This window comes from Nitrospirota bacterium (genome assembly GCA_023229435.1).
Lineage (GTDB): Bacteria > Nitrospirota > UBA9217 > UBA9217 > UBA9217 > JALNZF01.
The window spans coordinates 65,467-88,324 of record JALNZF010000011.1; the positions used below are offsets into that span (position 1 = coordinate 65,467).

General features: G+C 54.0%; 17 protein-coding genes. 12 read left to right on the forward strand and 5 right to left on the reverse strand.

All coding sequences use genetic code 11. The annotated features are described in order from the left end of the window. Position 1: 1 nt before the first annotated feature. The 4 genes from M0R70_09445 (at position 2) to M0R70_09460 (ending at position 7,493) form a co-directional block, all read left to right on the forward strand. Positions 2-1,414 carry a tetratricopeptide repeat protein gene (locus M0R70_09445; GenBank protein MCK9419588.1) on the forward strand — a complete coding sequence of 471 codons (1,413 nt, stop codon included), beginning with the start codon at positions 2-4 and terminating at the stop codon, positions 1,412-1,414. A 339-nt stretch (positions 1,415-1,753) separates the two neighbouring features. Then, positions 1,754-3,100, forward strand: coding sequence for a TolC family protein (locus M0R70_09450; GenBank protein MCK9419589.1), 1,347 nt, complete (start codon positions 1,754-1,756; stop codon positions 3,098-3,100). 43 nt (positions 3,101-3,143) lie between these two features. Beyond that, positions 3,144-5,363, forward strand: a complete 2,220-nt coding sequence (locus M0R70_09455) for an efflux RND transporter periplasmic adaptor subunit (GenBank protein MCK9419590.1) — start codon at positions 3,144-3,146, stop codon at positions 5,361-5,363. Positions 5,364-5,573: 210 nt separating this feature from the next. Continuing rightward, positions 5,574-7,493, forward strand: a complete 1,920-nt coding sequence (locus M0R70_09460) for a carboxypeptidase-like regulatory domain-containing protein (GenBank protein MCK9419591.1) — start codon at positions 5,574-5,576, stop codon at positions 7,491-7,493. A 178-nt stretch (positions 7,494-7,671) separates the two neighbouring features. On the opposite strand, the gene M0R70_09465 is transcribed toward M0R70_09460, so the two are convergent. Both M0R70_09465 and M0R70_09470 read right to left on the reverse strand, forming a co-directional pair. Continuing rightward, complete coding sequence (locus M0R70_09465) at positions 7,672-8,070, reverse strand: cysteine rich repeat-containing protein (GenBank protein ID MCK9419592.1); 399 nt, start codon at positions 8,068-8,070, stop codon at positions 7,672-7,674. Between the two features lie 64 nt (positions 8,071-8,134). Further along, positions 8,135-9,787, reverse strand: a complete 1,653-nt coding sequence (locus M0R70_09470; protein ID MCK9419593.1) for a carboxylesterase family protein — start codon at positions 9,785-9,787, stop codon at positions 8,135-8,137. A gap of 557 nt (positions 9,788-10,344) precedes the next feature. Between M0R70_09470 and M0R70_09475 the strand changes: the two genes are divergently transcribed. After that, complete coding sequence (locus tag M0R70_09475; protein MCK9419594.1) at positions 10,345-11,661, forward strand: MATE family efflux transporter; 1,317 nt, start codon at positions 10,345-10,347, stop codon at positions 11,659-11,661. 54 nt (positions 11,662-11,715) lie between these two features. After that, positions 11,716-11,940, forward strand: a complete 225-nt coding sequence (locus M0R70_09480; GenBank protein ID MCK9419595.1) for a hypothetical protein — start codon at positions 11,716-11,718, stop codon at positions 11,938-11,940. A gap of 4 nt (positions 11,941-11,944) precedes the next feature. On the opposite strand, the gene M0R70_09485 is transcribed toward M0R70_09480, so the two are convergent. The 3 genes from M0R70_09485 to M0R70_09495 all read right to left on the reverse strand — a co-directional run bounded on the left by M0R70_09485 (position 11,945) and on the right by M0R70_09495 (position 15,991). Next, complete coding sequence (locus M0R70_09485) at positions 11,945-13,303, reverse strand: sigma-54 dependent transcriptional regulator (GenBank protein MCK9419596.1); 1,359 nt, start codon at positions 13,301-13,303, stop codon at positions 11,945-11,947. A 14-nt stretch (positions 13,304-13,317) separates the two neighbouring features. Beyond that, positions 13,318-15,555 (reverse strand): ATP-binding protein, encoded by a 2,238-nt coding sequence (locus M0R70_09490; protein ID MCK9419597.1) that lies wholly within the window; start codon positions 15,553-15,555, stop codon positions 13,318-13,320. A gap of 67 nt (positions 15,556-15,622) precedes the next feature. Continuing rightward, positions 15,623-15,991: a response regulator gene (locus M0R70_09495; protein ID MCK9419598.1), complete on the reverse strand. Its 369-nt coding sequence runs from the start codon at positions 15,989-15,991 to the stop codon at positions 15,623-15,625. A gap of 236 nt (positions 15,992-16,227) precedes the next feature. On the opposite strand from M0R70_09495, the gene M0R70_09500 reads away from it, so the two are divergent. The 6 genes from M0R70_09500 to lepA all read left to right on the forward strand — a co-directional run bounded on the left by M0R70_09500 (position 16,228) and on the right by lepA (position 22,798). Further along, positions 16,228-17,613 carry a TldD/PmbA family protein gene (locus M0R70_09500; GenBank protein ID MCK9419599.1) on the forward strand — a complete coding sequence of 462 codons (1,386 nt, stop codon included), beginning with the start codon at positions 16,228-16,230 and terminating at the stop codon, positions 17,611-17,613. A 177-nt stretch (positions 17,614-17,790) separates the two neighbouring features. Beyond that, positions 17,791-18,285, forward strand: coding sequence for a MogA/MoaB family molybdenum cofactor biosynthesis protein (locus M0R70_09505; protein ID MCK9419600.1), 495 nt, complete (start codon positions 17,791-17,793; stop codon positions 18,283-18,285). 245 nt (positions 18,286-18,530) lie between these two features. Continuing rightward, the gene (locus M0R70_09510; protein ID MCK9419601.1) at positions 18,531-19,301 is read left to right on the forward strand and encodes a YIP1 family protein; all 771 of its coding nucleotides are present in this window, start codon (positions 18,531-18,533) and stop codon (positions 19,299-19,301) included. A gap of 15 nt (positions 19,302-19,316) precedes the next feature. Then, positions 19,317-19,724: a DUF2752 domain-containing protein gene (locus tag M0R70_09515; GenBank protein ID MCK9419602.1), complete on the forward strand. Its 408-nt coding sequence runs from the start codon at positions 19,317-19,319 to the stop codon at positions 19,722-19,724. A gap of 120 nt (positions 19,725-19,844) precedes the next feature. After that, positions 19,845-20,792: an ROK family protein gene (locus M0R70_09520; GenBank protein MCK9419603.1), complete on the forward strand. Its 948-nt coding sequence runs from the start codon at positions 19,845-19,847 to the stop codon at positions 20,790-20,792. Positions 20,793-20,986: 194 nt separating this feature from the next. Continuing rightward, positions 20,987-22,798: a translation elongation factor 4 gene (lepA, locus tag M0R70_09525; GenBank protein MCK9419604.1), complete on the forward strand. Its 1,812-nt coding sequence runs from the start codon at positions 20,987-20,989 to the stop codon at positions 22,796-22,798. Positions 22,799-22,858: the final 60 nt, after the last annotated feature.

Sequence of the window (22,858 nt, forward strand, 5' to 3'; positions counted from 1 at the left end):
CATGAATAAATTTGTCCCGAAAATAAGAAAACAGGCGCTGGGCGACCAGGCCCTTCTGCTCGCGGCCCAGGCCTACCTCAAGGAAGGCCTGTACGAAAAAGCGCTCGAAGAATGCACGGCCGCGTTGCGCCACAACCCCAGGTCGGCCCTTGCGCATCTGACGTGCGGCCAGATCTACGCCTCGGAGAGCAGGTATCAGGAGGCGATCGATGCCTGCAGCGCGGCGCTTGCAGCAGACCAGAAACTATCCAAGGCCCACGTCCTGCTGGGGTTCGTTTACCGGGAACTGGGCAGGTTCCCGGAGGCGATCGAGCAGTACCGGTCCTCGCTGCAGAAAGACCCGGAGAACTCCCATGTCCATATGATGCTGGGAGAGATCTACCTGGGGCTGGGCCGGGATGATGAAGCGGTGGAGTCCTATCGCTTGGCCCTGGAGGCAAATCCTCAACTGGGCATGGCTCATTTCAAGCTTGCCCACATTTACCTGAAACGGAAGATGGACGGCGAGGCCCTCCACGAAGTGGAAACCGCGCTCAAACTCAATCCTACTTCGGCCCGCTCTCATATTCTCCTGGGCGATATCTATTTATCCCGCCGCAAGTATCCGCGCGCTCTCGCCGAATACCGGGAGGCCGTGAATGTCAACCCCAGGCTGGATGAGGCTCACCAGAAGGCTGGTCAGGTATTTCTCGCTCTGAAACAGTTTCCGGAGGCGCTTCTGGAGTTGCGGGTCGCCACGATCCTCAATTCAAAATCCGCGGACACGTATTATTACCTCGGCAATCTCTATTTCGCGCTCAACCAGTATGAGATGGCGGTTGCGCATTACTGGAAATCGCTCGGCGTCAACCCTCTGTTGGCGGCTGCCCGCGCCGGCCTCGGCGCGGTGTACACCGTGCAGAAGCGTTTTCGCGAGGCCGTCGAGGAATACCGTTCGGCGCTCAAGATAGCGGTAACGGTCAGCGAAGCGGCGGAAAAATTTGTAATGCAGGAGCGGTATCTGGAAGCGATCGAGGAATATCGCTTAGCGCTCAAGCTGGCCGCCGATGTCCCCGGGGGCGAAAAGCCGGTTTCGTGCGGGGATGATGCACGGGGCCGCAGAAAGATACAAAGGGTTTCCACCAGTTTCCCGGTCAGGCTGTGGGATGATTCGGGCAACGTCCACAGCGCCTGGATCATAAACGTCTCGCAGCACGGTCTGCTGGTGGAGAGTCCGAAAGAGACAATCGACCGCGCAGTGAACCTGTCCATTGTCCTGGATCCGGACTCCAAAAAGGAGCTTACCCTCAAGGGAAGGATCGTGAGAACCGAGAAGTGCAAGACGGACGACGGGTATCTGTTCGGCATACAACTGAACCCCGAGGGGGGAGAGCGCGACACGGAATGGGGTGCGTTCTTTTTGAGCGTAGAATAAAATCGCTTGTGGTTTCCGAGTTCCGGTTGTTTGAGCATTTCATCCATAATCGTGAATGCGCGTGAAATTCTGATAAAAAGGGGGAATCAGCCGCAGAAGACCATTTCGTAATGGCAGAAACAGAAAGAGCATGAAGAATAAAACATATCCATTTCACGGTTCAATGTTCGATACGGTTCGACATTGAATTCTGGTGCTTGACGTTAGGAGCTTATTTGTGATATTTTACGAGGCACGAGGCACTTGCGAGGCACTTGCTTTTTATTTCCTCCGGTCATTTGAGTTCTGTTTCAGCTCTGTGGTTATAGGTTTCTCGGCTTTTCCAGGTTAGAACAAACTATGGTGACATCCTTTCATAAAAAAATGATCATCTCTCTTGTGCTGACGGCCTCATTTGTCCTCGGACGGGCGCCGGTCTACGCACTCTCGCTCCAGGAGGCAAGGGAAGAGGCCCTTCAGGCCAACCTTGACATCAAGATATCACAGGAAAAGACGAGACAATCGGAATTTCTGTACCAGGAAAGCTTTACGAAATTCCTGCCGGTCTTGAGCCTGACGGGAAGAGGGTCCTATTATAACAACGAACAAGCCATCTATGTTCCGGGGGGCAGCTATGGTTTATTTGTATTCGGCCCCATACCGTCCTCTGATGTCGTCATCCCCCTGACGGATAATGCGTTCTACAGCGGCGGGGTCAAGCTGCAGCAGCCGATTTTTCAGGGTGGGAGAATCTATTACTCCTACAAGGAAGATGAATCGAAGTCCACGGAGTCCCGCTGGGACGAAAAACAGACGATCCAGGACACTCTGCTCAATGTGGAAAAGGCGTATTCCCAGCTCCTGAAGGCGGAAGACCTGAAAAATTCAGCTGAGCAGCACAGGAACACGCTTGCCGCCAACCTGTCTGACGTGGAAAAATTATTCAAGCACGGACGAGTGGCATATATTGATGTGCTCAAGGTGAAAGTCGAGGTCTCCCACGCCGAGGGACAACTCGTGAAGGCGACCAATGACGTTTCGGTTGCCGAAGGAAAGTTAAATCTGATCGTGAACCGCCCACTCGACCAGCCCGTTCAGCCGGTCCACTTCGATAAACCTCAACCGGTTACCGTGAACAGGGCGGATGCGAATGCGGTCGCAAAGTCGAATAATAAGGCCCTCTGTTCGGCGCGGGTAAAAAAAACGACCGCTTTGTATCAACGAAACGTAGCTGAGGCGGATTACTACCCGAATATCAACCTGACCACTGAATACAGCGTGCAGACGGGCCAGCAGACGCTTCCGCCCAACGCATGGTCGGTGATGGTCAATCTGGATTGGCCGATCTGGCAATGGGGAGGCACAAAGAACAAGGTCGCCGCCGCCAGGGCGTATGAGCGACAGATGGAATTTACCGTAACCCTGCTCGAGAACCAGATAGCAGACGAGGTGAGAAGCAGCTTCTTTCTCATTGAGGAAGCGGACACAAGGATGGAAATAGACAATGAGGCGATCGCGCGGTCGGAAGAAAACCTGAGGATTACCCAGATCGGGTTCGATCAGGGAAGGAAAACGTCAACCGACGTACTGGACGCCGAGGACCAATTGTCGAAGTCCCGCTCACTATATATCCAGGACCTGTATGATGCTCACAACGCGCGTGCCCAACTTCGGTACCTGATGGGCACGATGGAAACGAAACTCTGATCACCGTGCATCGGCCATGACGACATCGACATCAATTCCAGATTTGGAAATCATAAAAAGCACCGACCGCGTGGGTGTTCCGTATTGCCTGGTGAAAGCCCTCGCATCAGGCGAGATGTATACGCTGCGTGACAGAGAGTGTTTTCTGTTCGAGCAAATACGCGACGGCGTCGGGCTTCAGGAACTGCGGTCCCGGTTTGAAGCGCGCTATGCTGCAAACCTGGACATGGAACAGCTGGAGGCGTTTGTCCGGCACCTGGGACAATGCGGACTGATTCCACACAATGATTCCGAAAAGCCTTCCGTCTGGGAAAAATTCCAGTCAACGCCCGCTGAGGCGTGGACCCGCTGGAGATTATTCAATCCTGAAAAAGCCTCGATCTGGTTGTATAAACGCTTGAAGTGGTGCTACACACGTTCTTTCGGATATGCCGTCATTGCGCTTTTTATTCTGGCCGCGGGCATTGTTTTCTTCAACTGGGACGTCGTTCTTAAGGACCTGAAACTGCTCGTGATGCCTCTCAGGCTTATACAGATGTTCATCATTATGTATCTCTTCGTCAATTTCCCCCAGGAAATTGCGCGCGGCGTCACCGGCACGCATTTCGGGAATAATCCGTCAGAGTTTGGAATATGGATTGTCTACGATATCATGCCCCGGTTTTACTGTATCAGCGAAATATTGGAATTGCGTGAAAAATCGCAGCGGAACTGGATACTTTTTTCTCCGGCCTTTTGCTCCGTCATTACCGGAAGCCTTGGAATTCTGCTCTGGAAACTGGCCGCCCCCGGCGTGTTTCTGCGAATGTTCGGTTTGTCAGTCGCCTTTCTCAGCACGATCGATTTAGTGGTAAGACTGAATGTTTTTTGGCCGAATGAAGGGTATTACATGCTCGCGAACTGGCTGCAGATACCCAATTTCAGACGCCGCGCGGTAAAGCAGTTTCAGGTGTGGGCGCTGCGCAAGCCGCTCCCTGAACCGTTGACCCTGAAGGAAAAACGGACGCTCGTCTCCTTCGGGACACTCACCTCCCTGCTGACCTTGCCCTGTCTCGCCGTTGTTGCCTATTACGGGGGGAAGATGCTCATTAACTCGTGGGCCGGATTGGGGGCTTTATTTTTTCTCGGCCTGATCTCAATAAAATACAGAACAGGAATTTTCGCGCTAATAAGGGAGAGCAAAATGTTACAGTGGATTTCCAATATAAAATACCCGCACTTTAAAAAACTCGGCAAAACTCAGCTCGTTGCATTCTGGATCGTCGCGACGGTCGCGGTACTGTTATGCCCGTATCCCTACGAGGTCGGCGGACCTTTCAAGCTCCTTCCCCAGGAGCACATCGAACTTCACACAAAAGTGGCCGGAGAAGTGAAGGGAGTCCTGGTCAGGGAAAACAGCCAGGTCAAGAAGGGAGACGTACAGGCGATCATCGATACCTATGCCCACAAAAAAAATCTTGATGCCGCGCAGGCGGATCTTGACAAGGCCCGCTATGACTTGAAACTGCTCGAGGGAGGCCGGCTTCCTGCGGACATCAAGAAGGCGGAACAGCAGATGGAAAGCGCGAAAACGCATGCAGAATACAGCAGAAAAGAGGAGGTCCGCCTCCGGGCCCTTTTCCGCGAGGGCGCCGTATCCCAGGAAGAATATGAAAACTCCCAGGGCAAGGCCGACGTGGATAAACAAAACCTGGAAGTTGCAAAGGCGAACCTGCAATCGGTCAAGGACTGGCCGCATCCTGAGGAAGTGGATGCGCAGAAGGCCACCGTCCGCGACCTGCAGGCCAAGGTCAAGTTCTATGAGGAAAACCTCCAGTCGACCCAACTGATCGCTCCCATTTCCGGAAGGGTCGTTACCCCGTACGTGGAAAGGAAGGTCGGACAGTTTCTCAAGGAGGGGGACCTCTTTGCCGAGTACGAAAACAAAGATACTATCCAGGCGGAAATACAGATTCCCGAATTCGATATCGGCGAGGTGAAGGTTGGTTCCACGGTAAAAGTACGGCCGCAGGCCTATCCTACCCGGTTTTTTTATGGGACCGTAGTGCTGATCGCTCCGACAGCGGCCCTTCAGAATCAAAACGACGCCTCCAGTTCAAAGGTCATCCGTGTCATCACGGAAATTCCGAACGCCAACCATGAGCTTTGGCCCGAAATGACCGGTGATGCAAAGATAAAGGGCGGATGGAAGCCCCTGAGCGTGGCGTTCTCGAAACCCATGGTGAGATTCTTCATGGTTGAAGTCTGGTCATGGTTCCCGTGATCTTTTCCGGTTTCGGCCGGATTGCTGATTTTTCTCAAAAGAGAATTGATGTAACTCCTGAGTTATCCTTCCCGAACAGCTCTATCGGGGAACCGGATTCGCTCTCAGAACCGCTGGGTTATTGACGAAATTGGGAGACCATGTGCGTGCCCGAAAGCAGTTTCTATTATGAGACGGCGGATGGAAATGTCAAAACAAGGTGAGAACCGTATGACTCCGTTTCGGAAGTTCTTTTTGGTTTTGATTGTGCCGTGTGTCTTTGCGGCTGCCCTGGCTGGCTGCAAAGGAGGAGGGAACGGTACACCGCCTTTTTCCCCGGGATTCCCGGAGTTCATTGTCTCCGGCACTGTAAGCGGAGCGTGGCCTGAGGGCGTCACGATAGCTTTCAGCAGCGCGGAAACCAGCACGGTTAGAATAACGGATGCCAAAGGTGATTTTCAATGGACAACGTTTTCGGCAGGGACCTATTCGGTCACCCCATCCCTGACAGGCTACACGTTTACTCCGGCAGACCAGACAATCGTCCTCAGCACCAACGAAACATTTACCCTGATCAACACTATGACACTGAGCAACTTTGTTTCCGCGTCGACCATGACTTCATACAGCATCTCGGGTTTCGTTACCTACGGCGGAACATACAGCGGACCGAATACGGGGGTCTACGTCGGCCTCTGGCAGGGGGGGCAACCGACTGGCCGCGGAACCAGCATTGCTTCAGCGGGAACGTACACGATCCGCGGCGTTCCAGCGGGGACCTACACCCTGAACGCAGAGATGGATGTTCTCGGAACAGGGACGCGAAACGCGACAGACCCGTACGGTACGCTGACGCCGCTGACCGTGGCCGATAACCTGACCGGTTTGGACGTCATATTGAGCGACACCATCGTGATGCCGACAACTCCCGTGGGCCTCACCATCAATCCCGGCAATCAATCGGCGATCATCGCCTGGGTCGGCAATTATGACGCAAACCGCAAGGAGACCGCAACGGCTTACAAAATTTACTGGGGGCCGAACGCGGGCTCTCCGACAGCAAGCATGGTCGTCCCTGCGTACGGCCGGCAGCTATACTTTCAGTCGATCCCCAACGGCACATACTCGTACCTGATATCCTCGATGGTCGGTACGTTTGAAAGCGTGTCCTCAGCCGTGATCGGCCCGGTGACGATCGGCGCCGGGGCCGGAGCAAACACGATATCGGGCACGGTTACGATGCCCTCTACAACCACCGGCCCTCTATATGTGGGCGTCTATGACAGCAGCCATTTTTATTTTACGAGGATGGATTCACCGTCAACGTCTCAACCCTACAGTGTTTCCGGAGTGCCGAACGGCGCTTATCAGTCCTTTGCCGTGGTCGACATGAACAACGACGGATTTCTCGATGCAGGAGATCTGAGCATCGGCGTCAAAAGCGCTTACCAGCTCCTTGACGTGAACAATGCCGACGTCTCCTGGGACACAACGTTGCAGGACCAGAACGCCGCCGCCTATGTAAATACCAATCATTACCATTGGCTGACAGGCACGGATTTGAATGAATATTACAGTTTGAAGTTCGAAGTTGACGGCAATAAGAAGCGGCCGGTGAATGTCATTCTCTACTCCGGGGCGAATGTGCCGGTTCCCCTGGACATCATGAGACCTTCCTTGATCAATCCCCTGGCATTTGCCGCGTGGGTCAAGAGCGGTGTGACGGGAACAGCCATACCGGCTGCGGGCGATCTCTATCAATACAGGGTGTCCTATTCGGACGGCTCCTCGGAAATCCTGTCCGCAGCAGTGACCACGGTGCTGAACAATGATAATTTTGCGCAAAACCTGAGCGTTCAGTCGAACCCCTCGAGTACCGTTCCCACGTTTGCTTGGGACCCGCCCGCTTCGCCCCCGGCTTCCTATACCTATGCTCTTGAGGTTTTACCGCTCACTGACAGCTGGTACTGGCTTTATCCCCAGAACGTGATCGGCATGCCGAGTTCTGTTACGACGAGACAGTTTAACCTTGACGCTCAACAAGGGGTTCCTGCATCTCTTACGGCATGGACACCCTATGTTTGGACGGTTTTCGTGATGGACGCGAACAACAACGTGGCGCAATCCTTGACGAGCTATATCCCGCATTAATGCCACGAACCGGAAAAGGAGGAGGGGCAGATTTCGAGCTCGGATGGACTTCGGGCGTTCCCTGTAGAGGAAATAACGGTGATGTGAATCGCCATAAGGTTCTATCGTGAACACGGCGAGGGCTGCGAATGAGTAAATGCCCGCCTTGTTGCAGGCGTGCATCCGTTGTCTCATGAGGTTACTTTGCTGAAGTCATTTTTGCTTTGCATTCCGGGGACAGTTCATTTTCATGTCCTTTGAGACACTGCAGTATCCGGCCGCCCCCGGGTTTGACATCCTTGCAGAATTTGGACATGTCATTTTTACACGCTTCAGTAAAATCCTGCACCTTTTGCTTTGCTGCGGCAAGGGTTTCCTTGCATCCGGCTGACAATTCGCTTGCATGTTCCTTCAAACAATTCGCGATTGCTCCTTCGCTCGGCTTGACGTCTTTGCAAAACTTTGCCACATCATCCGCACAGGGGCCTTTATTTTCCGCAGATACGCCCGTACCGGCATATAGACTCAAACAAAATAGTGCGACGATTACAGTAAATAATCTGATGCTGGTGCGAGATAATATCATCCTTCTTTTCATACGTTTTCTCCTTTCCCGGTTTAGTAGTTTCAACGCCTAGTATGCTAACGATTATCGATGATTCTTATGGAATGGTGTCCCAAAAAGCGCAGTAGCTCTGTCGCAGGCCGAAGTCTGTGCTGATCGTTGAATCAAGGACAAGGTGCTGATCAGTCACGTCATCATACAGCGGCCAGGCAACAATAGCTCCTGTTCCGTTCGGGGTTCCCGACAGTGCCATTCTCGACCAGTAGCCCATCATTGCCGCGGAAAGATCGGAGTCCTCGGTAGCAAAGCCCAGATAGGCAGGGAAGGTCCCAAAAACGTAAAACACCTCGAGGCCGTGATAGGAGCCCAGGGAAGCCCAGGGTTGTTGGAGAATCGGCGGTTTGCGCGTGAAATGATAGAGGTAAGCAGCGTTATTTGCAGCCGTGTGCGCGCGAACGGTCCTGCGGGTCGGCGCAATAAAAGTTCCATCCGTAAGAATATTTTCGTACGCATTCTTTATAACCTCAACGGTGCTAAGATTGTTGATCACGTATTCATTAAGAATGTTGGTACATGAGGCATCCCCGTAAACCTGGGTCAATTCCGAAACCAGACTGGAATAGGCGGTTGATGGATCTGTCCACCAACCTGCGTCTTGAGCCTTCTGAACGTACAGCGAGCCCTCGTCCTGGTTTGTGCCCATGAGCAGCGGCACCGCAGCTTCCTTTCCTTGTATGTAAAGGTTTGCGGGTGTGTCGGTAAGCAGCTTGCCATCAATGGCAATAAGCTTGGCAATCTGGTCTCCCGGGGCTATCACTCCTGAATTATCCTGGGCCAATATCTCTTGCCAGGTCTTCGCGCGAAGGTTGGCCACGACTCCGGGTCCCGAGAAGCCGAATTTTAACGCGAACTGGTCCCCGATCGCCTCGATACCAATTAGGCCGCGCAATTTTTCCAGCGGGGTTCCGCTCTCGGCGATGGCCCGATGAAAAAGACCTCCGGCGAGCGGAGAGACCATGAGTATGTGCACACTCAATGCTCCCGCGGACTCTCCAAAGATGGTCACATTTCCAGGGTCGCCGCCGAACGAGCTGATATTATCGCGTACCCAGCGGAGTGCGTAAATCTGGTCCTTAAAACCGTAATTGCCTGACACGTGATCGGGGTCCTCGGCATCCAACTCGGAATTTGCGAAGAACCCGAGCATGCCGAGACGGTAATTGATCGTCACGACTACGATATTTTGACTCCGCGCGAGATTCTCTCCGATGTTGGCGCTGTACGCCCCGGAGCCCATGATCAGGCCGCCCCCATGGATCCAGACCATCACCGGCAGCGCATCGGACACAGATGTCGCAGGTGTCCAGACATTGAGATACAGGCAATCCTCGTCAATGGTGCCGCCGCCGCTCAGGTCGTTGAGTTGAGCGTCGATGTGTTGGGGACAGGGGTTGCCGTACGCCATAGCCGGCCGGATGGAAGGCCAGGAAGTAACTGCCTGCGGCGGCTTCCAGCGCAGATTTCCCGTTGGGGGCGCGGCATAGGGTATCCCGAGATAACTGCCGATCCCGCCGGAAACCTTACCCTGGATCTGACCCGCTGTTGTTACGATCAATCCCGTCCCGAGGTTGGTGGTTGTCGCGGGGGTTGGAGCGGGGGTTGCGTCATTCCCCTTACTTCCGCTGCTGCATGACATGAAAAATATAAGAGCGATGCAAAGGCTGATGGTCTTCAGTACTTGGCTTACCATACTTGATTTCTCCTCTTGGGCGAGTTTGTGCAGAGCCGAGAATGCCTGGCCCTGAAAAAGCCAGCCCGCATCATAATTGAAAACGCAACAACGAGTATCCCGCGAGACGTAAGACATTACGTTAAAAAAGTATCACACTTCCGGTAAAAAGGCAAGGTAATGCCAGTCGAGTGTCAAGCCAGTCGAGGCAGGCGGAATGGCCGCAAGTCAAGGAAGCGGCGCTGGAGTCTGGCCTCTGCATACATATCCAGGAGCTGTATCTCCCAATACCTTCGGGCATGAAAGAGGCGTGAAGTCTCTCCTCGGTCTCGATCCGATCTTTGAAGCGAATGAGGGGATACTCATTTAAACTCTTCAACCTGCCGCTTCATATCGCCACAAAAGCAATCAACTTCAATAAAACAGATCAACATTTCGGACAGTATCAAGAATCGCTTTACAAGTACAATCAATTAATGTATCACTATGGGGAAACCTCGCGATAGCGGTCAAACTTCAGATAGAGAACCGGCTTTTTCTAAATTATTGTACGAAGTAGTGGTTTCGTATAAGCCATCATGCAACCAAACATCCGACAACAGGTCTTTTCACTCGCATTGCCCGTAGTGCTCTCCAGCCTGCTCCAGCGTTCCGTCGGGATCGTGGACATCTTTCTCGTCGGCGGACTGGGGGCATCTTCCATTGCCGCGGTAGGCATTGCGCAGATCATGGTCTTTGTGCTCATGAGCTTGTCCTGGGGCATCAACGTGGGTGTCACGGTCCAGGTATCTCAATTATGGGGCGCGGGAAGGAAAGGGGACGCGGCAAAGGCGGCGTTCCAGGCCATGCTGCTTGCAGTAGGGGCGGCGCTGCTCATGATGCTGCTCGGGCTTTCGTTCGGCGGACCGGTAGCGTCGATGCTCGGCGCAAATAATGAGGTGCAGAGCATCCTGCTTGATTACACGAGCATCATCTTTACTTTTAGTATTTTCACGATCTCGATCAACGTGCTCGCCGGGATCATGCACGGGACCGGGGATACGAAAACGCCGTTGTATGCGACCCTGATCGTAAACATCCTGCATGTGGCGGTGGCCTATCCGCTGATCTACGGATATCTCGGGCTTCCAAAACTCGGGGTCAAAGGCGCGGCCATCGCCATCGCGATCTCCGAGGGCATGGGCGCAATATTCCTCCTTGGCCGCTCTTTGCGCAAGCAATACATAATCGGCAGCAGGACTCTGGAGATGAAATACACGGCCATGACGTTCAAACTGGGGTATCCTATCTTTATCGACCGTCTGCTCCAGAACGCGGGTTCACTGGTTTTCGCCAAGGTAATTCTGCTTTACGGGACCACTGTGTATGCCGCGCACCAGGTTGGTATGGCCATCGAGGCTTTTTCGTTTATGCCCGGCTTTGGCATTGCCGTCGCGGCTACAACCATGGTGGGCCAGAACCTCGGGGCCGGCAAGCCGGAGCATGCCCGTCTCTCCGCATATGAAGCCAACCGCCTTGCCGTTGTGCTGATGGCAGGGATGGGCCTGGTGTTCTTTTTCTTTCCCTACGCACTGCTCAAGGCATTCACGAGCGACCCTGAAGTTATCAAATATGGTATTCTGTATATGAAGATCGTGGCATTCGCACAGATACCGCTCGCCATAACCATGGTGCTTGCCGGATCGCTCCGCGGAGCGGGGGACACCGGGTTCATCATGTTCTCCACGGTTGCAGGTATGTGGTTTATCCGGCTGCCGGTCGCGGCTTTGCTCGCGACTGTTTTTAAAGCCGAGATCCATTATGTATGGTCGGTCATGATCGCGGACTGGCTGGTGAGGATGTCCCTTCTGCTCTGGAGATATCGCAGGCAGAACTGGGGAAGACTTGAGATATGATGAAACAGTAGGACGTGGGATGTAGGGAGCCAGGAAAACGACGAAGGAGGATATATGCCTGATATTCAATCAATGATCGGCAAGGAAGTGGACGTCATAGCGAACGGAATGAAATATACCGGCACGTTGATAGAAGTCTCCGATGTCGAAGTGCATCTCAAAAGTTCGATGCAGTGGATAGCGCTTCCGGTATCTTCGGTGAGTGAGGTCAGGCTTAAAGGCAGCGAGACTCGCGAGCCTGAACGGTTTGGAGACTGGGGGCAAGGGGAGGGGGCCTGAAACGCTACCCTGTCTCGATCCTGAGTTTCTTCAGCTTCCGATATAAGGTCGCAAGGTCGACCCCGAGCTTGTTCGCCGCCGCTTCCTTGTTCCCTTTATTTTCCATCATGCTTCTTCGTATATATTCCCGCTCAAATTCATCGAGCGCCTGCCTGAGCGATGAGGTCGAAACTCCTTCAATGTCGAGGGTCCTGAACTTGTCCGGCAGGTCGTGAATGGTGATCACTTCCCCGTCGGCGAGCACGGTTGCCCGTTCGATCGTATTTCTCAGTTCCCTGATGTTGCCCGGCCAGTCATAGGCGAGCAGGGCCTGCATTGCCTCGTAATCGATGTCCTTGACCGTCTTTCCCGCTTCCTTTGCGGCGATCGTAAGATAATGTTTGATGAGCATCGGGATATCGTCACGCCGCTCGCGCAGCGACGGCATGTGGATCTCAATGACGTTCAAACGATAGTAAAGGTCTTCTCGAAAACGACCTTCCTTCACGCGCTGCATGAGGTCGGCATTCGTGGCGGCTATGATCCTGACCTCCACGGTGATGACCCGCGTGTCGCCCACGGGGGTGAGCTCCTTGGTCTGGATGACGTGGAGCAGTTTTACCTGAAGCGCTTGCGGCAGTTCTCCGATCTCATCGAGAAAGAGAGTGCCGCCGTTCGCCATGGTGATAAGGCCCTTCTTGTCCTCGTTTGCCGAGGTGAAGGCGCCCTTCTTGTGCCCGAACAGCTCGCTTTCCAGCAGGTTCTCCGGGATGGCGCCGCAATTGATGGAAATGAACGGTTTGTCCTTGCGAGGGCCTCCTTCGTGGATTGCCAGCGCCACGAGGCCCTTGCCCGTGCCGCTATCGCCGGTAATCAGGACGTTACTCTTGTTCGGGATCACTTTTTCCATGACCGTGAATACTTTTTGCAGGGGATCGGAGCTGCCGATGATGTTCGTGAAAGCGGCGGGGCGCTGACTGAGTTCCTGGCGCAGGATCTGGTTTTCAAGCCGGAGCTCGCGGCTCTGGAGGATGCTCTTGACGGTCAGCCTGATCTCGTCATTGATGAAGGGCTTGGTGATATAGTCCGTGGCGCCTGCGCGCATGGCCTCTACCGCTGACAGGACGGAGGCGAAGGCGGTCATCATGACCACCGTCGATTCAGGGCTTATTTGCCTGGCCTGCTTCAGCACCTCGAACCCGTCCATTTTCTCCATCTTGATGTCGGTCATGATGATGTCGAAGTTTTCCCGCTTGATGAGTTCGAGCGCCTGCTCTCCGTTGTACGCTTCCTTGACCGAGTATCCCTCCTTGGTGAGGATGATGTTCAGGGCCATGCAGATGTCTTTTTCATCGTCGACGACCAGAATATTCGCGTTGTCCATGACAGCTGTCTCCCTTATCCCTGATCGATCGGAAGTGTGATGGTGAAGATCGTGCCTCTTCCTACTTCACTATCCACCCTGATGTCGCCCTTGAACCGCTTGACGATATTATAGCTCAATGAGAGCCCGAGTCCGGTGCCCGTGCCTACTTCCTTGGTTGTGTAAAAGGGGTCGAAGATCTTTTCAAGGTCCTGTCCGGCAATCCCGATGCCGGTGTCCGCCAACTCGATCACAATTGAATTTGTTCCCGACTCGTTCCGTTCCTGTCTTGTCGTAACCGTCAGTTTCCCACCTTCGGGCATCGCATCCAGGGCATTCAGGATGATATTCATGAAGACCTGGGACACCTGCCCTTCGTCGATCATGGTTTGAGGGAGGCTGGGATCAAAAAAAGACAGAATTTCTATCGTGTTTTTCATTCGCTTGTCGAGACGCATGAGGTCGAGGGTTGACTGCAGGACGTCATTAAGCTGCACGGGTCTTATTTTCAGCGAATCGGCGCGCGCAAAGGTGGACATGTGCCGCACGATATCCGTGATCCGCTGGATGTGGTTGTTGATGATGTCGAGGCTTTTTTGTGAAAATTCGTCCGTTGCCATTTCCCGGAGCAGCTGGGCAAAGGTCGAGATCGAGGTGAGGGGATTGCCGATCTCGTGGGCGACGCCGGCCGCGAGCCTGCCGAGCGAAGCAAGTTTTTCCGAGTGCATGACCTGCTGTTCGAGCTTCTTCGCCGTGGCGGTCCCCTTGTCGACCTTGTCTTCGAGCTCGACGGTGTACTGCTTGAGCGCCTCCTCAAGGTGGACCCGCTTCGTGACGTTGTTGCTCGATATCAGAATGCCGGAAATCGTATTTTCGATGATGAGCGGGCTGATGTTCATGTCCAGATAGAGAGGGGCCGCTTCAAGAGCGGTTATCCTGTAATCTTTGATCGCAAAGCTGCGTCCCGTGAGTGTTTTGTGCAACAAGGTCTCGAACGGGATGCTTTCATACGGCTGGAGATTGTCAGGGAAGAGCGTGAAGAACGGGCAGTTGAGGATGTCTTGCTTCGGTCGGCTGAACGTCTTCGCCTGAGCGGTGTTCAACGTTTTGACCCTGAGATCCTTGTCAAGGACCATGAGATTGGTTTTCGTGTTCTCGATGATGTTCTCAAGGTAATCCTTCTGGATCTCTATTTCGCGCTCCAGCCTGCGCTGGTTCTCGAAATGCTTGGCTTTTTCTTCGGCCTTGATCTTTCTTTTATAATTGATGATCGTGGTGCCTGAGGCAACCAGCGTGGTGATGAAGATCGACAGGATCAGGAGTGAGTAGAACCGTCTGCTTTTTTGCATGAGCGCGATGACGTCGGAGTACGGCGCGGACACTACAATGATCCATGATTTTCTTACGATTGGAAACCGGTAAAACGCCGCAAGTTTGTTCTCTCCTCCCGGCGCCTTATAATACCCAAAGGTTTCCGTTTTTTCTTCGATCATCTTTTTCTCGGTAGCGAATGACTTGTGGCACTGGAAGCACGACCGATTGGATTGGTACAGGTTCTTGCCCACCATCTGGGGCTGAGTGGGATGGTAGAGCAACGTTCCATCGGCGTCCATCATCCAGGCATACCCGCGCATACCTGACTTGATCGGCAAAAGATATTTTTGAGTAATGCCATCCATAGAGAGAACGGCAAGAACGACACCTTTGAACTCAGATACGGGGTGATTCGCATCGTGCAGATAAACAGGGGTGGCAACGATGAACACTTGAGTCTCTGGTTTATCTTTATGAACATGGATCAGGTCGGTAATGAGCCGTTCATTGTCGGGCAGGAGGCGGGCTTTTTGAAAATAATCGGTTTGCGACAAGTCCATGCCTTCCTTCCGGGGATACGAGCTATCGTAGAGCACAATCCCGTCTTTGTTAAGCACCTGGATGGTTTCCAATGCTTTGTTCTGTAAACCGATATTGATCGATTCGGCAACTGATCGGCTTCGGGGGCTGAGATGGATACGATCGAGATCCGGTAGTCGGGAGATGACCCGGATGTTCTTGGATACATAGTCGATGAAGCTTTCTATGTTCATGGCAACTTCACGGGCAAGCAGGAGCTGCTGTTGGTTGAACTGTGCCGCCATCTCTTCCTGGAGTGTCTGGTGAAAGAACTGTCCGAGAATGATGATGAGAGAGAGTACGATCAGAAGCGACAGGATGATTACCGCGGGGGAAAGAAGCTCTTTTTGTTTGAGGATGCTGATGACACGTTGAAACATGGAATAATTTACATCGAAAAGCGAGGAAAAGTCAAGCAGTTAAACCCGCATGCAATTGCATGAGCGCTCATCCGGGACATTTATGGAGCCGGGCGAGCAGTTCACTGGGGGTGAAGGGTTTTGCGATGTATTCGTCAGCGCCGACTTCCTTGCCATGCTCTTGCCCGGTTGCCTGACCTTTGTCACTCAGCATGAGGACGAAGGTTTTTTTGAGGTTGGGGTCGTTCTTGATGGTGCGGCAGACATCATAGCCGCTTATCTTCGGCATCATGACATCGAGGATCAGGATATCGGGAGAGAACTCCCGCACTTTGCTGAGCGCTTCTGCGCCGTCTTTCGCCGTCCACAAGGTATGTCCCTGGTCCTCGAGGATGATACAGAGAGCTTCCCGGATACCCTCATTGTCATCCGCTATCAGTATCTTCTTTTGTTTCATCAGGATATTTATTGATCCAGTCAGGGTGACTTTTTAAAAGGTTAGCCGCTCTTATCTGTTTTGTCAACAAGAATAAAATTCGTTTTATCCGCATGGTAAGATAAGGCGAAAGGCATGGCCATTATTTATTGAAATGCCCTGTTCGGTGATAAAAAGTTGCAATTGCATGCAGATTCCCCTATGATGGCAAAAAATGCAGTCCGGCGTTACGGCGCGATGCGAGCAGAGGATAAACAGTGGACGTGAATATTGATCTTGGCGCGGTCCTGAAAAGGGCCTTGCGGAACGGCGGCGAGTTCGCGGATGTTTTTATTGAACAGAGCGCGCCGCTCTCGCTCATGTGCGAGGACAACCGGATTGAAAAGGTCCTGTCCGGGGTGGACTGCGGCGCCGGAGTCCGGCTCATCTTCGGCCGGAGGACTGCCTACGCCTATACCAATGAACTGACGACCGGGTCTCTTCTTGAAATTGCCGATGCGGTACGGCAAGCTGCGGCCGGGGACATCCATCAGCCGGCCGTTACGTTGATACGGGCGAATCCGCGTGTTGACCTGTTGGTCAGACAGGCCCCGGAAAGGGTGGATACCTCCCGGAAGGCGGCGATGGTGCTTCAGGCAAACAAGGTCGCGCGCTCGTTCGATCCGCGCATCCGGCAGGCACTGGTGAGCTACCGGGAAAACCGGCAGCGGGTCCTTATGGCAAACTCCGATGGTGTTCTTGCCGGGGATGAACGCATGTATCTTACCGCGGTTGTCCATGTCGTGGCCGCGGACGGAGCGGTCGTCCAGACCGGGTACGAGCCGATCGGGGGTATTGCCGGCATGGAGCTCTTTGACGCGTACCCGCTTGACCAGGCGGCAGAGACCGCGGCGCGGCGCGCGGTGATGATGCTTTCCGCGAGAAAGGCGCCGGCAGGCAGAATGCCGGTTGTGCTCTCCTCGGAGGCGGGCGGCACCATGATCCACGAGGCAGTCGGTCACGGTCTTGAGGCGGACCTGGCCCAAGCCGGCCTCTCGGTTTACTCGAACAAAAGGGGAGAACGGATCGCATCATCGCTCATTACGGTCGTGGACGACGCCACGCTGGCCGGGAAGCGCGGATCGTTCCGATTCGACGATGAAGGCGTTGATGCGGAACGCACGGTGCTGGTGGACAGGGGAATTCTTAAATCATTCATGTACGATCGTCTGACAGCCATGAAGGACGGAGCGAGGTCCACCGGGAACGGCAGACGTGAATCCTACAAACACCGGCCGATCCCCCGGATGACGAACACGATGATCATGCCCGGTGAATCCGATCCTGAAGACATCCTGCGGTCAACGCCGAACGGTCTTTTTGTGAAAAAAATGGGCGGCGGGCAGGTTAATACCGTGAACGGTGATTTTGTGTTCGAGGTGAGCGAAGGATACCTGATCGAGAACGGGAAGATCGGGGAATTGGTGCGCGGGGCAACGCTCACGGGGAATGGACCGCAGGTCCTTCTCTCCATTGACCGGGTCGGCACTGATCTCGGTTTCTCCATCGGGACCTGCGGCAAGGACGGGCAGGGGTCGCCGGTAAGCGACGCCCAGCCGACGCTCCGGATACCCGAGATCACCGTGGGCGGCGTTGTGGCTTGAGTGTTCTCAAGACGGCAAGAAGTTTTCTCGCAGAGGCGCAGAGGACGCAGAGTAAATCATAACCTGTAAGTACTGGCTTTAACCCAGAACATTTTTCGAGCTTTTCTCTGCGAACTCTGCGCCTCTGCGAGAGACGCCTTTTTGGTTCCGGTTTGTCCGGGTTAGGATGTGAACAAGATGAATATTCGTGCTGCCATCATAACCCTGAGCGACAAAGGCTCAAAAGGGGAACGTGAGGACGAGAGCGGAAGGACCATTCGCGAAATGATCGCGGGCATACCTGCTCTTGTTGGACATTATGAAATCCTTCCCGATGAGAAACTGCGCATTATCGAAGTGCTGAGCCGCCTGTCCGATTCCGGAACGATCGATCTCATCATCACCACAGGAGGCACAGGCGTGTCAGCGCGTGACGTGACGCCCGAGGCTACACGGGCAGTGATCGATCGGGAACTCCCGGGCATGGCAGAAGCCATGCGCGCCGAGAGCCTCAAGAAGACGCCCCATGCCATGATCTCCCGGGCTGTAGCAGGCATCCGCAAACAGACCTTGATCGTGAACCTGCCCGGCAGTCCCAAGGCGGTTCGTGAGAACCTCGCTGTCATCCTTCCCGCACTTCCGCATGCGATCGAGAAGATCAAAGGGGATCCCCGTGAGTGCGGAAGTGCGTGATTCATTCAATTGATCCAATGATGGGATTGCATCGTCCCTTTGCATTTAATTTCCTTCGCTCAACACACCGTCAAGACATGATTAAAATTGACAACCCTTCTTATATAGTATAAAATTTCTTCATTTGTTTGCTCTTGAATTGACCCCTCACCCTGGCCGATATGTAATTACCGTCGGCGAGGGAGAGGATCGAGGTGAGGGGGGATTGATTGCGGCCGAAGGCCGTCCTATGGTAAGGAGGTTGCGTGTTCTGTAAACACTGTGGCAAGGAAATAGGTGAAGGTCAGACTTTTTGTCAGCATTGCGGGACAAGGCTTGTTGCCGAGAATCACGCATCGGGCATAACGCCACCTGATGGCGGGAGATACAAAACATCCTGGGAGGACCGGGCAACAATCGGATTTTTTCATGGTCTCTCCAGGACCGCACGGGACGTTCTTTCCAGCCCTTCGGCTTTTTTCAAGAAGATGCCGGTGACAGGCGGTCTGACCGATCCGATGCTCTTTGCCATGATCATCGGCACAATGGGGTTGATGTTCCTTTCCGTATGGCACCTTTTGCTCCATGATTCGATGAACAGCTTCATGACCCCTGAGATGAGGAGCGCAGCCGGTCGGGGGATGTCAGACGGTATCGCATCGCCGCTCGGGACGCTCATGATCCCGTTCATGCTCATACTCTGGCTGTTCGTCGTGTCCGGAATGCTCCACCTTTTTCTCATGGTGGTCCGTGGAGAGAAGGCAGGCTTTGAGGCGACCTTTCGGGTAGTAAGCTACAGTGTGACGCCCTTCCTGTTCCTGGCCATTCCCTACTGCGGTATGATGATCGCGATGCTCTGGGTGCTTACTCTCTTCATGATCGGGCTCAGGGACGCGCATGAGACCACCGGCGGTAAAGCGACCGTTGCCGTTCTCTTTCCTTTCCTGTTTTGCTGTGGGATGTTCATTCTGGCGGTTGTTTTGTTCATGGGAGCTATCGCCTCATCCTTCGGCGCCATGATGCAAATGTATCAGTGATGTGAGCTCGCCGGCATGCGACTGTTGCTGAAAAAGAGGGCCCCGGAGCAGATAGAATTCGGCATCATCTACGGAGGTATCGCGCTGGTGATGCTTGGCGTTGGATGGTTGCAGCCGATCTTATCGTTCGCGCCGGACTGCGTGTTCAAGGGACTGACCGGCATCCCCTGTCTCACCTGTGGTTCTACCCGGTCGGTGGTGCACTTGTCCCATGGCGATATCCTGTCCGCGTTTGGCATGAATCCCCTCATGACCCTGTGCCTGATTTCTGCTGTGCTGTATTTTATCTTCAGTCTTATCAGTGCTGTATTCGATCTTCCCCGTATCAGCCTCCTTCTTACCGATAAAGAAATCAATGTCATGAGATCAGGAGTGGTCATGATTCTGCTTGCGCAATGGGCTTACCTCATCATTTTGTCCTGACAATTCCTTTTTCAGTTGATACCCAATTGGCAATAATCTTATTTACATTCATACTACAGTATGTTATCATGCAAACCTTTACGAATATCCTATGATTTTGCGTAGTTACGGAGGGCGGGCGTGGGCCATGTGGTAATCGGCGTGGACCTCGGCGGGACAAACCTGAGGACTGCGCTCTTAAGCGTTGACGGGGACATCCTCGACAAGCGCAAAGAGCCCACGAATGCCTCGGATGGCTGGAAACAAGTCGTCGCCCGTCTGGTTGACAATATTACGAAGCAACGGGAGATTGCCGTGCAGCGTGGACTGCGCGTCAGGGCGGTCGGAGTCGGCGCGCCCGGCGTTATCCTGATGGACAAGGGCGTTGTCGTGAAGTCTCCCAATTTCCCTGACTGGAACAACCTCCCTCTCAGGGATGAATTGGAAAAGGCGCTCCGCATCCCGGTTGTTATCGAGAACGACGCCAATGCGGCGGCACTTGGAGAACAGTGGCGCGGTGCAGGACGCGGCATCAACAGCATGATCCTGTTGACGCTCGGGACGGGCGTGGGCGGCGGGATTGTCCTCGATAATAAGATCTGGCAGGGCGCTGATGGAATGGCAGGGGAGATAGGCCACATGACGCTGATCCCTGACGGGCGGCAATGTGGATGCGGCAATACCGGTTGCCTTGAGATGTACGCTTCGGCGAGAGGTATTGTCCAAAGCTATCGGGAAGCCTCGGGGATGGTCGAAGCAAATCAGACCTCGGAGGTAACGTCCGCGCAGATCTATCAGGCGGCGCGGAACGGAGAGCCCATCGCCCGGCAGGTAATGAAGGACATGGGCTCCATGCTCGGCATCGGCATTGCGAATCTGATCAATATTTTTAACCCCAACATGATTGTCATCGGCGGCGGCGTCAAGGATGCCTGGGATCTTTTCATCGGCGCTACTCATGAGGAGATCATGAAGCGGGCCTTTCAGGTGCCCGCGGAGCGGACCGAGATCGTTCCCTCACTGCTCGGCGATGACGCGGGAATGATCGGCGCAGCGGCCGGGGCGTTGCAGAAGATACAGTCAACGTAAGGTGACATGCTCCTGAATAAACACCAAACAAAATTCAGCCACGAAGGCACTAAGACGCGAAGAAAACATGAAGGTCTGCGGAATTAGAAAGGTCTTTTTTAAACGATTTTCTTCGCGCCTTCGCGTCTTTGTGGCATATTTGGTTCTATGGTATGGGTGATATATCATTTGAGAGTTGGAATTTGAAATAAATTATGGCAAGTACTCATATCAGGAATTTCTGCATCATTGCGCATATCGACCACGGCAAGTCAACGCTTGCCGACAGGATCCTCGAATTTACGGGAGCGCTTTCGGACCGGGAGATGTCGGCCGCGGGCAGCAACCAGGTTCTGGACGACATGGACCTTGAACGCGAACGCGGCATCACCATCAAGGCCCATGCCGTGCGTCTTACCTATAAGGCTTCAGACGGTCAGGATTATATCCTGAACCTGATCGACACGCCGGGTCATGTCGATTTTACCTACGAGGTCTCGCGCAGCATGGCAGCATGTGAAGGCGCGCTCCTCGTGGTGGACGCCTCGCAGGGAGTGGAAGCGCAGACGCTCGCCAACGCGTATCTTGCGCTCGATCATAACCTCGAGATGATCCCGGTGATCAACAAGATCGATCTTCCGAGCGCAGACATCGAGGAGGCGAAGCACCAGATCGAAGAGGTCATAGGACTTGACGCTTCAGGCGCTATTTCCGCGAGCGCCAAAGCGGGAATTGGCATCCACGAGATCCTCGAGTCGGTTGTCAAAAATATCCCGGCGCCTCCCGGAGACCCTGATGCGCCGCTCAAAGCGCTGTTGTTCGACTCCTGGTATGACACGTACCAGGGGGTGGTCATTCTGGTCCGGGTAGTGGACGGCGTTGTGCGTCCAAAGCAGAAGATCAGGCTGTTCTCGAATTCCGCGGTCTACGAAGTGCAGTCCGTCGGGGTGTTCACACCGAAGATGCAGCCGACAACGGAATTGTCCCCGGGTGAGGTGGGCTGCATCATCGCCGGCATCAAGCGGGTTGCGGATGCCAAGATCGGTGATACGGTCATGGACGCTGATCGACCGGCGGACGCGCCGCTCCCGGGGTACAAAGACGTAAAGCCCATGGTCTTCGCCGGCATCTACCCGGTGGACAGTGACGGTTATGCCGATTTGCGTGACGCCCTTGAAAAACTGCGTTTGAATGACGCTTCGTTCACCTATGAACCGGAAACCTCGCTTGCCCTCGGGTTCGGTTTCCGGTGCGGTTTTCTCGGCCTTCTGCACATGGATATCGTAAAGGAACGGCTCGAGCGGGAGTTCAAACTCGATCTGATCCCTACAGCGCCTACGGTTGTTTACCGGGTGACCAGGAACGACGGCACCATCATGATGGTGGACAATCCCGCCAAGATGCCGGACATCCAGGATATCCAGCGCATCGAGGAGCCGATGATCGTGGCCTCGCTCATCACGCCGGAGCAGTACGTGGGGTCGCTGATCGCATTGTGTCAGGAGCGGCGGGGCAACCAGCGGGAGATCGAGTATATCACCAAGGACCGTGTGCGGATCACCTATGATCTTCCCTTGAACGAGATCGTGATGGACTTCTATGACCGGCTCAAATCACTGACCAAGGGATATGCCTCGCTTGATTATGAACTGTCGGGCTATAGTGAGTCCGATCTCGTTAAGCTCGATGTGCTGATGAACGGGGAACCCGTGGACGCCTTGTCGCTCATCACCCATCGCGACAAGGCCGCGATCCGCGGCAGGCAGCTTGCGGAGAAGCTCAAGGAAGTGATCCCGCGACAGTTGTATGAGGTGATCATCCAGGCTGCGATCGGCGCAAAGATCATTTCCCGTGAAACGGTCAGAGCGCTGCGCAAGGACGTTACCGCGAAGTGCTACGGCGGAGACATTACCCGAAAACGCAAACTTCTGGAAAAACAGAAGGAAGGCAAAAAACGGATGAAGCAGGTCGGCAGCGTCGAACTTCCGCAGGAGGCGTTCCTGGCGGTTCTGAAAGTGGGAGAATGACCATAAAAATGCAAAATGAAAAATGTAAAATGCAGGTAACTACTCAGGTCCAAATATTGT